We start from the raw sequence: 15,177 nt of genomic DNA on the forward strand, positions 1-15,177 counted from the left end.
CTATGGATTTCGCGGGAGGATCTAAGATTTTTGTTGGCGGGAAAATTGTTGCCCTCACCCCAGCCCTCTCCCGGAGGGAGAGGGGGCCGACGGAGGTGTCTGGCGGGGTACATCGACCTGAAAAACCGAGTCGATTATGGATTCGGTAAATCTCTTTCAAGTCGGTGTAAGTCTCAAGCAACCCCCAATCAGTCCCCTCTCCCTCCGGGAGAGGGCTAGGGTGAGGGGCTCTTGATCTTTAAGGCTATTTGCTCGGGGTCAATGTGAGACGGTTTTTACCGTAAACCCGATCAAAGTTCTGCGGCTGCATCGGCAATCCGATGTATTGCCCCTTGATCCACGGATCTACACCGTTCAGGTAATTCGGACTGAGCGGATTACCCGATTGCCCGGTCCCGTTCTGCCCCATCAGCGGTTCACTCTGGCCAAAATCGACGATAAAGCGCATCGCTGGCGCGCGAGTGGTGGCGAAGTCCTGCCCCCAGGCAAATGCTGCCGTATTCAACGTCGTGTGATCGCCGCCAGCCGCAATTGGCCCGCGAACGGTCTGACCGTTGGCATTTTTCCACGCGTAGCTGTGCAATTTGCCCCACTGCCAGGCCTTGTGATCGCCACCCAGTTGACTGTCGCCGGCGCTGATCGCGGCGGCCAGACTGCGGGCGAGGATCGCCGGTTTATCTTCTTTCTGCGCAGTGCGCGCGTCGTCCCAGAACGGACTGTCCTCGCGGCCCAGCAGGTGATCGGCCTGAGCCGAGTAGGACAAATCGCCGTTAGCGATAAACGCTTTCCACGCCGCACTGGTTTGCGGGCCGAGTTCGTCGAGGAAGATCTGCTGCATGCTTTCTTGCAGGAACAGCTCATAAATCGCCGCATCGGCCGAGGTCGGGCTGAGCTTGCCGTCGAACGCCATCAACCGCGTGAACGCCTCGCGAGCTTTGCCGCGATCAGCCTCGGGCAGCGCTTCGATGGCTTTCTTCAGCGGCTGGGACATGCCCGGTGCTTCAAACATTTTCTTCAGTTTTGCGGCGAAGGTGGTGGTCTGGTCGTATTGCATGGCGATCACGCTGCGACCGTCATGTTTGCCGTTGCCGGCCAGTTCGGCCAGACGCTCGGCACGCTCTGGCGCCGCCCACGAGTTGGATAATTGCATGCCGTAGCCGTGAGGAATCACGCGTTGGTTGGCGGTGCCGAGCCAGCCTTGCGCCGGGTCCTGATCATACGGGTGGAGCATCGGGTCGGCGTAACCGTCCCAGTCGTAGCGGCCTTCCCAGCCCGGCGATGGCAGCAGGCCTTCGCCTTCACGGCGGTTGGGGAAACGGCCGGTGACTTGCCAGCCGATGTTGCTGGCGTCGGCGAATACCAGATTCAGCGCGATGGCGCGGATTTCGCGGCTGGCGTCCGAGGCGCGTTCAACGGTCTGCGCGCGGCTCAGATCGAAAAATGCGTCGAGGGATTTGTCATCGGTGAAGCTCGGCGTCTGCAACGCCAGACCAAAACCTGCGCCTTGCGCCGCAGCCTGAGCACTGTTGAGCAGCGCACCGTGACGGGTTTCATACACCGCTTCGCGAATCGGCCGCTGGCCTTTGACGAAGTAGGTTTCGTTGCGCACGGTCACTGGCTGCCATTTGCCGTTGACTTCGTAGGACAGCGAGTTGCCCGAGCGACGGATTTTTTCCAGGAACAGATCCTGATTGTCGCCGAGCACACTGGTCAGGCTCCATGCGACTTTGCCGTTGAATCCTCCGAGCACCATCGGCAAACCGGCGACAGTCACACCCGCCGCCTGATATTTCGGGGCGCGGATCTGCACAAAACTCCACAGCGAAGGAGCGGCCAGTGGGCCATGGCTGTCGCTGGCCAGCAGGCTTTTGCCGCTGCGGCTGCGTTGCGGGGCGATCGCCCAGTTGTTCGAAGTCGTGTTGCCGAGCAGGTTGAACGCGGCAAGTTGTTCGCTGGCGTTGCTCAACTCAGTCAGGCCCGGGATCTGCCCGGTGAGCTTGATGCCTTGCAGCTTGTCAGCCTCGCCCACCGGTAGTTTTTCGTCCGGCGCCGAGGGCGACAGCCAGGCGAGTTTGTCGCTGGTGACAGTTTGCGCCAGCACCAAAGATGCGATTTCTTCCGGCAGGTTGGCCGACTGGCTGAAATTCAGCAGGCAGAAAATCAGCGCCGAATCTTCCGGCTTCCAGTATTCCGGCTTGTAACCGCTGGCGGCGAGGTCGGCCGGCAGTTTTTCGGCGTAGCGGAACAGGTAAGCGTTGACGCCCCGCGCGTAGACTTCGAAGAAGCGCTTGAGGCGTGGCGACGAAGCTTTGTACAGCTCGCCGGCACTCTTCTTCAGATTGACTGCGCGCATGTAGCGGTCGGCGTCGAGCATCGATGCACCGGACATTTCCGCCAGACGACCCTGAGCCAACAGGCGCAAAGTCACCATCTGATTGATGCGGTCGCTGGCGTGCACATAGCCGAGGGCGAACAGCGCATCGTGGAAGCTGTTGCTTTCGATCAACGGCATGCCCATCGCATTGCGCCGTACCGAAACGTTCTGCGCCAGACCCTTGAGCGGCTGCACGCCGGAGGTGGGCGGGAGGGTGTCCTGAGCGTTCCAGGTCTGACAACCGGTCAGGCTCAAAACACCGGCCACTGCTGCGGCAACGCCGAACCGGGGAAGAAAATGTGTAAGGGCTGGCGAGGCCATGGCAAAGCTCCTGCGGGGGTGTAAAGGCTGGGGGCGCAATAAAGGCGCTACGTTAGTGAGCAGGAGGTGGCCGCGCAAGCGGGGCGAGGGGTTTATTTCTCTCCACTGATCGTTCGTCTGGATGGCCGTCGCAGTCCCGCCGCTGGAGTTGATCACTTGCCTGGAGGTCGCGACTGATGCTCAAGTGCGCAGAATTCAATTTTCGCGCACGAGAAAAATCGCCATGGAACTCAAGGCCAACGCCGCACTGATCATCATCGACCAGCAACAAGGCATCCTGCATCCGAAGCTCGGGCGGCGGAATAATCCGCTGGCCGAAGAACGCATCCTCGATCTGCTTGGGCTCTGGCGACGCACTGGACGACCAGTCATTCACGTACAGCATCTGTCGCATTCGCCGGATTCGGTGTTCTGGCCAGAACAGTCGGGCGTGCAGTTTCAGCAGCGATTTAAGCCGCGGGACGGTGAATGGCTGATTCAGAAGCGCGTGCCGGATGCGTTTTGTGCGACGGGGCTGGAAGCGCGATTGCGCGAGGCTGGGATCGATCAGTTGGTGATTCTCGGCGTGGCCACCAATAATTCCGTGGAATCGACCGCACGGACGGCGGGCAATCTGGGGTTTGAGGCGTGGGTGGCGGAGGATGGGTGTTTCACGTTCGACAAGGCCGATTACTTCGGCACGTTGCGCTCAGCCGAGGAAGTGCACGCGATGTCGCTGGGGAATTTGCATGGGGAGTATGCGACGGTGGTCAGCAGCGCTGACATTCTCAAGGCGCATTGAAAACCTTGTGGGAGCTGCGGTGCGACGATTCGACTTGCCAGCGATGGGGGCGACACATTCAGCATTGATGTTGCCTGACACTCAGCCATCGCTGGCAAGCCAGCTCCCACATAGTTTGATTGTGCGATCTACTGTGGGAGCGAGCCTGCTGGCGATAGCGATGTTTCAGGCGAAAAACATCTCCGCCAGAAGCATCAAGCGCCGTGGCACTTCTTGAATTTCTTGCCGTTGCCGCATGGGCAAGGATCATTGCGGCCGACATCTTTCAGGGCGTTGCGCACCGGTTCCTGGTGGGCGTGGCCGCAGTTCGGGCCGTGTACATGGCCGTGGTCATGCTGATGGTCATGGCCGTGATCATGGGGTTGATGGTCATGATCGTGGTTGCAATCAGGGCCATGGACATGAGGCTGCTGGGTCATCGGGTTCGCTCCGGAATTAAATCGGCGGGGATTATCACGCCATTGCGCGCCAGGTGCACGTAGTGAGCGATGAATAAACCGGTTTCCATCTCGCCTTCCAGTCGATAGGGAATGCTTTGCCCGGGTTTTTTCAGCAGCTTCACTACCTCTTTGACCTTCGGCCAAAGATTGGTGCGGATCGGTACCTTGAAGTACGCGCTGCGTTTCGGCCCCACGGTGAACCAATGTTCGTGCTCGCCCTCGGCCAGCAACATGTCGGCCAGATGAATCCGGTATTCCAGACCGCGCACGGTCAGGTCGCTGTCGTTGGGGTTGTCGATGCGAAAGTGCAGGATGAATTTCTGCTCGAGCAATTTGGCCCGCACTACCTCGACTTTGACCAAATGCACGGTCGGGTCGACCGGGTCACCAGTGAACCAGGATGCGCAGCCTCCCAGTCCCACGGACAGAAGCAGAAGCAGCGAGAAGGCTTTGAATGTGCGCCATTGACCGAGCATCGTGTGACTCCCTTTGCTGCCCAGTCTAGTCGCCGCTCATCTCAAGCGCCGAAATACCCCGCGCAGCACTTCTTGAACTTCTGCCCGCTGGCACATGGACAACTGTCATTACGCCCCAGCTTCAACTGCACGGTCGGGTCGATGAAGTACCAGTGGCCGCTGTTCTGCACGAACGAAGAACGTTCGCGATGGCTGTGTTCGCCCTGACCATCGTGCCAGCGTGCGGTGAAAGTGACGAAGGCGTGTTCCGGCTGGCCACCGAACACTTCCGAGCTTTCAACTTCCAGCCCGAGCCAGGTGCTCTGCGCGCTCCAGTTGCTGATCGACTGGCGATCCAGCCCGGATTGCTGCGCGGGCAGGGTGGTCGCCACCAGATAATCGATCAGCCCCAGCACGTAGGCGCTGTAGCGCGAGCGCATCAGCGCTTCGGCGCACGGGGCCGGCAGGCCGGCGTGATAATGGCCGCAGCAGGCATCCAGCAGATTGCCGCTGCCACAAGGGCAAATGGCTGTACTCATCACATTACCACCAGTATTTCCCGAAGTTTTCCGGATTGGCCCAGAACCTTGAGTTGAGCCAGTCGGGGACTTGTTTGTAGTCAAGCAGATCGTAGGTGAACAGCGTCAGCACTTGTTCTTCGCGCTGAAAGCGTTCGCTGGCTTGCAGCGCCAGCGAATAGAAATCGGTTTCCTGCCAGCCACTGGGCGACAGATCCGCCAGCACCGCAATGCGACTGGCGTTGAGGTTGCGGATCCCGCCCAACAGATGCAAACCGTCGCGCTTGGGCAGATGCTCCAGGCAATCGACCACCAGCGCCAGATCAAATCGCTGCGCCGCCAGCTCGGCGGGCAGGGCGCCAGGCGAGGCATACGCTACGCAAGTGTCCGGATGCGCCTCTTTAAAAGCTGCCAGCGCCGGAAATTCACTGGCGCCGATCAACAGCAGGCGCGCCGGGGCGTAGCGATCGAGCAAAGCGGCCAGCGCCTGCTGCGGCGTGCGGGGAGAAATGGCAACGGTCATCGAAGATCCTCAATCAGACCGCCAAGACTAGCCTGCCTGACCGCGTCGGCAAAGTGCGCTGTCACGCCGGTTTGCAACAAATGCGTCGAAGTCCTGTGAACACGCGCGCAAACCGCGGTGGCCTATTGCTGGCGGAGATTAAAACTCCGGTCTTTACTCCCTGAATCGGTTTTAAGCCGATCCCTCAGGAGAAAACTAGATGAGCATAGTTCGGACAGCATTACCCTTGGTTCTGCTAACCAGTGTGTTGACTGGTTGCGCAGGTTTGCAGAAAACCGACTGGCCGACCTGTGCGGCAGTCGGTGGTGTTATCGGCGCGGGCCTCGGTGCGACGGAGAGCGCCGCGTGGGCCGGTTACGGCGCGTTGGTTGTCGGCGGTACAGCGGCGGCTTACTGCTGGGTACACGGTGATGGCGACGAAGACGGTGATGGCGTGCCGGACAGCCGCGACAAGTGCCCGGGCACTCCGAAAGGCGTGCAAGTCGATGCCGACGGCTGCCCACCACCAGTGCCTGCGCCAGTGGTCGAAGAAGCTGTGGTGGTCAAGGAAGAAACCATCGTCATCCGCGATGTTCACTTCCAGTTCGACAAAGCCACGCTGACCGGCGCCGACAAGCAAGTGCTCGATAAAGTCGCCACGCGCCTGAAACAGGAATCCTCGACTGCGCAGTTGACCGTGACCGGTCACACCGACAGCGTCGGCAGCGATGCTTACAACCAGAAACTGTCGGATCGCCGCGCACACTCGGTAGTGGAATACCTGATCCAGAGTGGCGTGCCGCGCAGCAGCTTCGTTTCGGTGGCCGGTGCCGGTGAGAGCCAGCCAGTCGCTGATAACAAAACTGCCGACGGTCGCGCACTCAACCGTCGCACGGAGATCAAAATCGACCGCTAAGCCTCCCTCGCATCCGCGCCTTGTGCAGTCGCGGATGCGGGTCTTTACTCCTGTGTAACCGGTATGGGCCGGTGACACAGGAGCTTTCCCAAATGAGTGTTCTCTCAAGGTCCGTCTTGCCGGTTGTGCTGCTGAGCAGCCTGTTGACCGGTTGCGCCACCCACAGCGATGGTTCTGCCCCCCTCAATCAACGTACCTGGCCGATCTGCAGCGTCATTGGCGGACTGGTCGGTGGCGGTCTCGGCGCGATCGAAAGTGCCGGATGGGCCGGCGGCGGCGCAGCGCTGGGGATCCTCACCGGCGGACTGATCTGCTACGCCCAGGATGGCGATGAAGATGACGATGGCGTATTTGACCGCCGCGATCGTTGCCCCGACACCCCGGAAAACACCCCGGTCGACCACCGTGGCTGTCCGCTGCCGCAATACCCGGTCGTCGAGAAAAAGGTCGAACCCGTGCAGCAAACCGAAGTCATCACCTTGAGCGATGCGGGCAACGTGCTGTTCGATTTCGACAAGTCCGACCTCACACCTTCGGCCAAGGCGCAGCTGGATACGCTGATGGATAAACTGCGTAACGCCGATGTGGTGAGTATCAAGGTCGTCGGTCACACCGACAGCAAAGGCTCGGATGCTTATAACCAGGCATTGTCCGAACGTCGCGCGAGCAGCGTGGCTGAATATTTGCTGAGCCAGGGGCTGTCGCCGAGCAAGCTGACCAGTGAAGGGCGCGGTGAAAGCGAACCGGTTGCTGATAACGCCACTGACGAGGGGCGTTCGCAAAACCGTCGGGTAGAGTTGCACATCAATCGTTAGGATTTGTCTGTAGTACGCAGGCTAGAGCTGTCGGGCGCCGATCATCGGCGTGCCGGCAGCCTTCTGGCGATCGTAAGGGATTTTTATTTTTGCCTCTGGCTTATCGCCCGCAGAAGCGTTTACTGTGCGCCCAAAGAATAATTCGCAACACGGGGGCGCGTATGAAGGTTTTCTGGGGACTGGGGCGGTTGTTGACCCTGCTGTTCTGTTGTGTGGTGCTGGTCAATCAACTGGTGCCATTTGTCCATCCGCTGCACCTGCTGGTCAATCTGGCTGGCGGTCTGTTGTTGCTGATCCATGTATTCGAAGTGCTGCTGTGCAATCGCAGCCTCAAAGGTCGTCCGCATCCGTGGCGCGATCGTGGCCGAATTCTGCTGTTCGGCGTTTTCCACTTGCAAACCATCCCGGCCCCGGCCGCTCCGGAGGCTTCCCATGCGTAAACTTTGCCTGCTCGCTGCATTCATCAGCCCTTTGGCCTGTGCTCAAGTGGTCAGTGTTGAAACCAACTCGCTGATGCGTTTGCCCAACACCGCCAGCACCCTGCAGCTGGAAAGACTCGAAGTCGCCGATTACGGCACGCTGCTGGTTCCGTCGAATGTCACTGAGCTGAATGTGGGTGAATTGCGTCTGGGCCATGAGGCGCGGATTGCCATTGTGCCGAGTGAACAGGCGCTGGACATGAAGGTTGTGCGTGCCGAGTTGAGCGAAGGCAGCCAGATCACCGCGCGCGGTGCGCCGGGGACTTATCTGAAGGCCGCGCGCTCGGGGCGCAATCTGAACCTGCAATTCAAGGCGTTGAAAGCGCCGCTGTTGTTGGTGGATGCCCGAGGCGGCACCGGGGCGCCGGGTTTTGTCGGACTCGACGGCGCGAATGGCCAGGAGCCGGGTTGCACTTGGGGCCAGGCAGGTCGCGGGTTCGATGGTAGCAACGGCAGCGATGGCCAGCCGGGTGCTGCGGGCGCGTTGGTGCGACTGGAAGTGCCGCGTGATTTCCCGGCGGAATTGATCAAGGTTGACGTCGCTGGCGGTGCCGGTGGCGCGGCGGGTCCGGGCGGTAAGCCGGGGGCGGGGGGCAAGTCCAAGGGATGTGTGGTTTATCGGGCCGATGGTGGCAAGAGTGGCAAGCCTGGGGTGGATGGGCAGCCGGGGCCTGCGGGTGCGGCGGGTTCTGTGACCGTGCAACGCCTCTAGACGCTTGCCCTCACCCCAGCCCTCTCCCGGAGGGAGAGGGGGCCGACCGAAGTGTCTGGCGTCAAACATAGACCTGAAAAATCGTGGCGATTATGGATTCGGCAGATTTCATTCAAGTCGGCGTACTTCCTGAATATCCCCCAATCAGTTCCCTCTCCCTCCGGGAGAGGGCTAGGGTGAGGGGCTTTTGCTTTTGATTGTCAAAACATCGGCCGCGCACCAGCCATCGCCACCAACACCACCCCCACCAACAAATTAATCCCCACCACCCGCCGAATCCGCCCGAGCACCGCCGCACCCGCCGGCCAGTCCTTCGCTTCAACCGCCACGCGCAACTCCGGCAGCATCAAGCCCTGAATCCGGATGAACAGCGCCGTCATGACGATGTACAGCCCGATCATCACCTGCACATATTTCGGCGCGGTCTCAAATCCGACGCCCTGCAAATGCAACATGCCCACGCCGCTGATCGGCAACACGATCACCGCGACCCACACCCAACGGAAAAAACCTTGAAACACTTGCACCCACAGCGTCAGTCGGGCGGGGCCGTCCAGAGCCTTCATAGCCGCGGGGCGCAAGACCATCCAGGCGAAAAACATGCCGCCGACCCACACCAGCGCCGCCAGCAAATGGATCGGATAAACGATGCTAAAAGGTGTCATTGGGGTACTCCGTTCTGCGCAGGATCGATTCGCGGGGTATGATAGCCGCCGATCCGAACCACTGAAAATTTATCCAGCGTTTTTGCGCCCGACGACACATGATCAGCACTGAACTCAAAACCACGATCCAGGGCGCCTATTCGCGTTTTCTTGAAGCCAAGAGCCTCAAACCGCGTTACGGCCAGCGCCTGATGATCGCCGAAATCGCCAAAGTCCTCGGGGATATCGACACCGACGACGAAGGCCGGCGCAGTGGCGACCCCGCGATTGTCGCGGTGGAAGCCGGCACCGGTACCGGCAAGACCGTGGCCTACAGCATGGCGGCGATTCCTACGGCCAAAGCCGCCGGCAAGCGTCTGGTGATTGCCACCGCGACCGTCGCCCTGCAAGAGCAGATCGTCTACAAGGATCTGCCCGACCTGATGCGCAACAGCGGGCTGAATTTCACCTTCGCCCTGGCCAAGGGCCGTGGCCGTTACATGTGCTTGTCCAAACTCGACATGTTGCTGCAGGAAGGCCACGCACAAACCGCCACCGCGCAGCTGTTCGAAGAAGAAGGCTTCAAGATCGAGGTCGACGAGGCCAGTCAGAAGCTGTTCACCAGCATGATCGAGAAGCTCGCCGGCAATAAGTGGGACGGCGACCGCGACAGTTGGTCGACCGCGCTGGAAGACGCCGACTGGGCGCGCCTGACCACCGATCACAGCCAGTGCACCAACCGCCATTGCCCGAACTTCGGCCAGTGCGCCTTCTACAAGGCCCGCGAAGGCATGGGCAAGGTTGACGTGATCGTCACCAACCACGACATGGTGCTGGCCGACCTGGCCCTCGGTGGCGGGGCAGTGTTGCCCGATCCGCGCGACACCATTTACGTGTTTGACGAAGGCCACCATTTGCCGGACAAGGCCATCGGTCACTTCGCCCACTACACGCGCCTGCGCTCGACCGCCGACTGGCTGGAAACCACCGCCAAGAACCTCACCAAATTGCTCGCCCAGCATCCGCTGCCGGGTGATCTGGGCAAGTTGATCGAGCAAGTGCCGGAGCTGGCGCGCGAGATCAAGACTCAGCAGCAATTCATGTTCAGTGCCTGCGAGCAGGTCGCCGATTTCAAGCCCGGTGAAGACGTCGAAGGCCGCGAGCGGCCGCGCCACCGCTTTGTCGGCGGGGTGATCCCTGACCATATGCGCGAAATGGGCATCGAGCTGAAAAAGGGCTTTTCCCGTCTCACCGATCTGTTTACGCGTCTTACCGACCTGCTCAAGGAAGGCATGGACGGCGAGGTCAACATCGGCATCGCCAGCAATCAGGCCGAGGAATGGTATCCGCTGTTCGGCAGCCTGCTGTCGCGCGCCTCCGGCAATTGGGAGTTGTGGACGGCGTTCACCGTCGAAGACCCGGAAGACAACCCGCCGATGGCGCGTTGGCTGACCTTGGCTGAAAGCGGTTCGCTGTTCGACATCGAGGTCAATGCCAGCCCGATCCTTGCGGCGGAAATGCTCCGGCGCAATCTGTGGAACGTGGCGTATGGCTGTCTGGTGACCTCGGCGACTCTTACTGCCTTGGGCACCTTCGACCGCTTCCGCATGCGCGCCGGTCTGCCGAAAAAAGCTGTCACCGCTGTCGTGCCGAGCCCGTTCCATCATGCTGATGCCGGCGTGCTGCGGGTGCCGGATCTGAAGGCCGATCCGCGCGATGCCGCCGCGCACACCGCGGCGATCATTCGTGATCTGCCGGATCTGGTCGAAGGCTCGCGCGGCACGCTGGTGCTGTTCTCTTCACGCAAACAGATGCAGGACGTGTTCGACGGCCTCGACCGTGACTGGCGCAAGCAAGTGTTCATTCAAGGCAACCTGTCGAAACAGGAAACCCTGAACAAGCACAAGGCGCGGGTCGATGGCGGCGATTCCAGCGTACTGTTCGGCCTCGCCAGTTTTGCCGAAGGCGTCGACTTGCCCGGCGCCTATTGCGAGCACGTAGTGATCGCGAAGATCCCGTTCTCGGTGCCGGACGATCCGGTCGAAGCCGCGCTGGCCGAGTGGATCGAAGCCCGTGGCGGCAATCCGTTCATGGAGATCTCGGTGCCGGATGCCTCGCTGAAACTGGTTCAGGCCTGCGGCCGACTGCTGCGCACCGAAGAAGATCGCGGCACCATCACCTTGCTTGATCGGCGGCTGGTCACCCAGCGCTATGGCAAGGCGATCCTCAATGCATTGCCTCCTTTCCGTCGTGAAATATCCTGAGACATCGGTGGGCAGTTTTGCCCGCCGCGTTGTCTATCTCTCTGCCATCGCTTTTCCATTGGCCATTGTTGGTCGTTAGGGAGAACTCCGTTCTTATGATCCGCCGTTCGCTGCCTGCCGTTTTTGCCTTGATCTTCGCCGCCCCTCTGCTGGCAGCGCCTGCCGCTCAGCAGACGCTGTTCAACTTTGTGCGCCCGGCCGATGTGGTCAAAGTGGTCACCGAAAACGCCGATCTGCCACAGGCCAATGCCGAGCAGACCGCCGAGGGCGAAGTGCTGCGCCGGGTCACGTTCAATCCGGTCGAGCGGCCAACCTTGCGTCTGACGCCGCAGACTGGTGCGTGGGACTGGTCGCAGTCGGGGATGATGAGTCTGCGTGTGCAGAGTGCGATGAACTGGGCGGTGACGGTTTACGTGCAGATTCAGAGCAACGATGGCAAGACCTTGGTCAGCCGCGTCGATCTGCCGGCTGGCCCGGCGCAGACGTTGCTGGTGCCATTGGTTGCGAACTCGCCGCTCAGCCAGGGGATGAAGGCCGGGCCGCCGATGCCGATCACCCTCGATGGACAGCGGATTTTGCTGGCAAGCAGCAGCGGTGAACTGGATCGCAGCAATGTGGTGTCGGTCAGCCTGTGGATGGATCAACCGAAAGCCGCGCAGAGTCTGCTGCTCGAGCGCTTCGGCGTGCAGGACGGCGATGCGGTGATCAAAGCTGCGTATGGCAATCTGGTCGACGCCTACGGTCAGTCGACCCGCAGCAAGTGGCCGGAAAAAGTCGCCAGTGACGAACAACTGAAATCCGCCGCCAGCAAAGAACAGCAACAGCTGAAAACCTGGCTGGCCGAGCGCGAAAAATCCTCGCTGGACAAGTTTGGCGGCTGGAGCAAAGGCCCGGCGTTCAAGGCCAGCGGCTTCTTCCGTACGGAAAAACGTGACGGCCGCTGGTATCTGGTGACGCCGGAAGGCCATCCGTTCTATTCCCTTGGCGTGAATACCGTCAGCCCTGAGGTCAACCAGACTTTCGTGGCCGGGCGCGAGTGGATGTTCGAATCACTGCCCAAAGCCGATGAGCCACTGGCCAGCCACTTCGGCGAAGGCGACAACCGTGGCGGCAACGGCGTCGATCAGGGGCGCAGCTATAACGCCGGGCGCTGGTACGATTTCTACGGCGCCAACCTGCAACGCCTGTATGGCGAACCGTGCAAATCCGATAGCGACAGCAAGGCCGGGGTTGCCGCAGCGGCCGAGGCCAGCGCGGTCGAGGAAACGGCGGTCAACGCCGCCGAGCCGGTGGCCGCGTCTGAACAACCGAATGCCGGAGTCGCCGAGTCGGCCAAGACTGCGACACCTCAGCCGCCCGCCGCCGCGCCGTGCAAAGCCACGTTCGACGAACCGCGCTGGACCCATCACACCCTTGATCGCTTGCAAGCCTGGGGTTTCAACACCGTAGGCAACTGGAGTGAGGAAACGCTCGGCGACGCCGAACGCGTGCCTTACACCTTGCCGCTGTCGATCGTCGGCGACTACACCAGCATCAGCACCGGCAACGACTGGTGGGGGGCGATGCCTGATCCGTTCGACCCGCGCTTCGCCATGGCCACCGAACGCGCCGTGGCCATCGCCGCCCGCGATCACCGCGACGATCCGTGGCTGATCGGTTACTTCGCCGACAACGAGCTGGCCTGGGCCGGCGCGGGCGACGATCCGAAAGCCCGTTATGCGCTGGCTTATGGCACCTTGAAGATGACCACCGACGTGCCGGCCAAGCGTGCGTTCCTCAAGCAGTTGCGCGACAAGTACCGCAATCAGGCGGGATTGTCCAAGGCTTGGGGCATCGATCTGCCGGCGTGGGAATTAATGGAAGATCCGGGCTTCGTGCCGCCGCTGCCGAGCGCCGAACACCCGGAAATCGAAGCCGACTTCAAATACTTCCAGCAGGTATTTGCCGATACCTACTTCAAGACCATTTCCGACTCGCTGAAATGGCACGCACCGAATCAGTTGCTGCTCGGCGGCCGCTTCGCCAGCAGCACCCCGGAAGCCGTGAACGCCTGTGCGCAATATTGCGACGTGCTGAGTTTCAACATGTACACCCTGCAACCGCAGGACGGTTACGACTTCGCCGTGCTGCGCAATCTGGACAAACCGGTGCTGATCACCGAGTTCAACTTCGGCTCGACTGATCGTGGTCCGTTCTGGGGCGGCGTGACGCAATTGGCCAAAGAAGAAGATCGTGGCGCGGCCTATGCGAACTTCCTCAAGCATGCCTTGAGTGAACCGTCGATTGTCGGCGTGCACTGGTTCCAGTATCTCGATCAACCAGTGACCGGGCGTTTGCTCGATGGCGAGAATGGCCACTTTGGCCTGGTGGGCGTGACCGATCTGCCGTTCCAGAGCTTTGTCGAGGCAGTGCGCAAGAGCAATCTGGCGACGGTCGATCAGTTGGCGAAAGAAGCTGAAAAAGCCGCGCAGACCGCCGACAAGGCCAGCCACGACGCCGAGGGCGGACGCAAAGCCGACGCCGGAAAGGGCCCGGGGCAGGGTGCCGGGCACGTCGGTGGGCATTCGGGCAAAGGCCACTGATCACAAATGGCGCAGGCTCAGGCCTGCGACCGCCCGGCCCACAGCTGTTCCCAAAACCCTCAAGGGCTGGAACAATGCGGGCCACTTTGTAGAGCGTTTTCGAAGGGGAGTTGCGGGTGCAGATTCAGGGACATTACGAGCTTCAGTTCGAAGCAGTGCGCGAAGCTTTCGCCGCACTGTTCGAAGATCCCCAGGAACGCGGTGCAGCCTTGTGCATTCAGGTTGGCGGGGAAACTGTACTCGACCTCTGGGCCGGCACGTCCGACAAGGACGGCGCCGAGGCCTGGCACAGCGATACCATCGCCAATCTGTTCTCCTGTACCAAGACTTTCACTGCCGTCACCGCGCTGCAACTGGTCGCCGAAGGCAAGCTGCAACTCGACGCTCCGGTCGCTCGTTATTGGCCGGAATTCGCTGCTGCCGGCAAAGAATCTGTAACCCTGCGCCAATTGCTCTGCCACCAGGCCGGACTGCCAGCCCTGCGTGAACTGCTGGCGCCAGAAGCCTTGTACGAGTGGCAAACCATGGTCGATGCCCTCGCGGCCGAAGCGCCATGGTGGACGCCGGGTACTGGTCATGGTTATGCCGCGATCACTTACGGTTGGCTGGTCGGCGAATTGTTGCGTCGCGCTGATGGCCGTGGGCCGGGCGAATCGATCGTCGCGCGAGTGGCCAAACCGCTGGGGCTGGATTTCCATGTCGGCCTGGCTGACGAAGAATTCCACCGCGTGGCCCACATCGCCCGCGGCAAGGGCAATAGCGGCGACGCCGCGGCCCAGCGCCTGTTGCAAGTGACCATGCGCGAACCGACTGCCATGACTACCCGTGCCTTCACCAATCCGCCTTCAGTGCTCACCAGCACCAACAAAGCGGAATGGCGGCGCATGCAGCAACCGGCGGCCAACGGCCACGGCAATGCGCGCAGTCTGGCCGGGTTCTACGCCGGTCTGCTCGATGGCAGCCTGCTGGAAAGCGAAATGCTCGACGAGCTGACCCGCGAACACAGCCTCGGCGCAGACAAGACTTTACTGACGCAGACACGCTTCGGCCTCGGCTGCATGCTCGATCAACCTGACGTGCCAAACGCGACTTACGGCCTCGGCCCGCGCGCGTTCGGTCACCCGGGGGCGGGCGGGTCCATCGGTTTTGCTGATCCGGAGCATGATGTCGCCTTCGGTTTCGTGACAAATACCCTTGGGCCATACGTTTTGATGGATCCGCGTGCGCAGAAGCTTGCGCGGGTACTTGCCACTTGTCTGTAAAGTTTCAACTGAGGCTCCAGGGCCGGAACCTCATGCAGTTTTTCGATTCAAAGCGTCTGTTTATCCGGGCGAAAGTGCTCTGATTTTCCTTTACTTCATTTTGTGGGTTTCC

At 61.0% G+C, this 15,177-nt stretch carries 14 protein-coding genes; 8 read left to right on the plus strand and 6 right to left on the minus strand.

Translation table 11 applies throughout. The features are described 5' to 3' along the window. Window positions 1-244: 244 nt before the first annotated feature. On the minus strand, window positions 245-2,695 hold the full coding sequence (locus ACP7BN_RS18170; RefSeq protein WP_426205508.1) for a penicillin acylase family protein: 2,451 nt from the start codon (window positions 2,693-2,695) through the stop codon (window positions 245-247). Between the two features lie 223 nt (window positions 2,696-2,918). Between ACP7BN_RS18170 and ACP7BN_RS18175 the strand changes: the two genes are divergently transcribed. Beyond that, window positions 2,919-3,476: a cysteine hydrolase family protein gene (locus ACP7BN_RS18175; protein ID WP_426205616.1), complete on the plus strand. Its 558-nt coding sequence runs from the start codon at window positions 2,919-2,921 to the stop codon at window positions 3,474-3,476. A gap of 194 nt (window positions 3,477-3,670) precedes the next feature. Here ACP7BN_RS18175 and ACP7BN_RS18180 read toward each other — a convergent pair whose 3' ends face one another. From ACP7BN_RS18180 to ACP7BN_RS18195, 4 genes are read right to left on the minus strand one after another with little or no spacing between them, the layout of a single operon-like run. Then, window positions 3,671-3,895: an SEC-C metal-binding domain-containing protein gene (locus ACP7BN_RS18180; RefSeq protein ID WP_420648229.1), complete on the minus strand. Its 225-nt coding sequence runs from the start codon at window positions 3,893-3,895 to the stop codon at window positions 3,671-3,673. Next, entirely contained in the window at window positions 3,892-4,392 is a 501-nt protein-coding gene (locus ACP7BN_RS18185; RefSeq protein WP_426205509.1) for an LEA type 2 family protein, read from the minus strand. Before ACP7BN_RS18185 ends, ACP7BN_RS18180 begins: the two co-directional genes overlap by 4 nt. A gap of 41 nt (window positions 4,393-4,433) precedes the next feature. Continuing rightward, a complete protein-coding gene (locus ACP7BN_RS18190; protein ID WP_420648227.1) occupies window positions 4,434-4,910 on the minus strand; it encodes a YchJ family protein in 477 nt (158 codons plus the stop codon). A 4-nt stretch (window positions 4,911-4,914) separates the two neighbouring features. After that, window positions 4,915-5,412 (minus strand): DUF6231 family protein, encoded by a 498-nt coding sequence (locus tag ACP7BN_RS18195; RefSeq protein ID WP_426205510.1) that lies wholly within the window; start codon window positions 5,410-5,412, stop codon window positions 4,915-4,917. A 199-nt stretch (window positions 5,413-5,611) separates the two neighbouring features. Here ACP7BN_RS18195 and ACP7BN_RS18200 point away from each other — a divergent pair, with 199 nt between their 5' ends. The 4 genes from ACP7BN_RS18200 (at window position 5,612) to ACP7BN_RS18215 (ending at window position 8,313) form a co-directional block, all read left to right on the plus strand. Continuing rightward, entirely contained in the window at window positions 5,612-6,307 is a 696-nt protein-coding gene (locus tag ACP7BN_RS18200) for an OmpA family protein (RefSeq protein ID WP_426205511.1), read from the plus strand. Window positions 6,308-6,399: 92 nt separating this feature from the next. Further along, window positions 6,400-7,122 (plus strand): OmpA family protein, encoded by a 723-nt coding sequence (locus ACP7BN_RS18205; protein WP_420648224.1) that lies wholly within the window; start codon window positions 6,400-6,402, stop codon window positions 7,120-7,122. Window positions 7,123-7,283: 161 nt separating this feature from the next. After that, window positions 7,284-7,562, plus strand: coding sequence for a DUF1145 domain-containing protein (locus tag ACP7BN_RS18210; RefSeq protein WP_426205512.1), 279 nt, complete (start codon window positions 7,284-7,286; stop codon window positions 7,560-7,562). After that, on the plus strand, window positions 7,555-8,313 hold the full coding sequence (locus ACP7BN_RS18215; RefSeq protein WP_426205513.1) for a collagen-like protein: 759 nt from the start codon (window positions 7,555-7,557) through the stop codon (window positions 8,311-8,313). The genes ACP7BN_RS18210 and ACP7BN_RS18215 overlap by 8 nt, the downstream gene beginning before the upstream one ends. Window positions 8,314-8,513: 200 nt before the next feature. Here the strand turns inward: ACP7BN_RS18215 and ACP7BN_RS18220 are convergent, their stop codons facing one another. After that, window positions 8,514-8,978, minus strand: a complete 465-nt coding sequence (locus tag ACP7BN_RS18220; RefSeq protein ID WP_426205514.1) for a CopD family protein — start codon at window positions 8,976-8,978, stop codon at window positions 8,514-8,516. Between the two features lie 98 nt (window positions 8,979-9,076). Here ACP7BN_RS18220 and dinG point away from each other — a divergent pair, with 98 nt between their 5' ends. From dinG to ACP7BN_RS18235, 3 genes are all read left to right on the plus strand, one after another. Next, window positions 9,077-11,221 carry an ATP-dependent DNA helicase DinG gene (dinG, locus tag ACP7BN_RS18225; RefSeq protein WP_426205515.1) on the plus strand — a complete coding sequence of 715 codons (2,145 nt, stop codon included), beginning with the start codon at window positions 9,077-9,079 and terminating at the stop codon, window positions 11,219-11,221. Window positions 11,222-11,316: 95 nt separating this feature from the next. Then, window positions 11,317-13,803 (plus strand): beta-galactosidase, encoded by a 2,487-nt coding sequence (locus ACP7BN_RS18230; RefSeq protein ID WP_426205516.1) that lies wholly within the window; start codon window positions 11,317-11,319, stop codon window positions 13,801-13,803. A 116-nt stretch (window positions 13,804-13,919) separates the two neighbouring features. Then, entirely contained in the window at window positions 13,920-15,065 is a 1,146-nt protein-coding gene (locus tag ACP7BN_RS18235) for a serine hydrolase domain-containing protein (RefSeq protein WP_426205517.1), read from the plus strand. Window positions 15,066-15,177: the final 112 nt, after the last annotated feature.

The organism is Pseudomonas sp. TWP3-1, assembly GCF_049896625.1.
In the GTDB taxonomy this organism is placed as follows: Bacteria; Pseudomonadota; Gammaproteobacteria; order Pseudomonadales; family Pseudomonadaceae; genus Aquipseudomonas.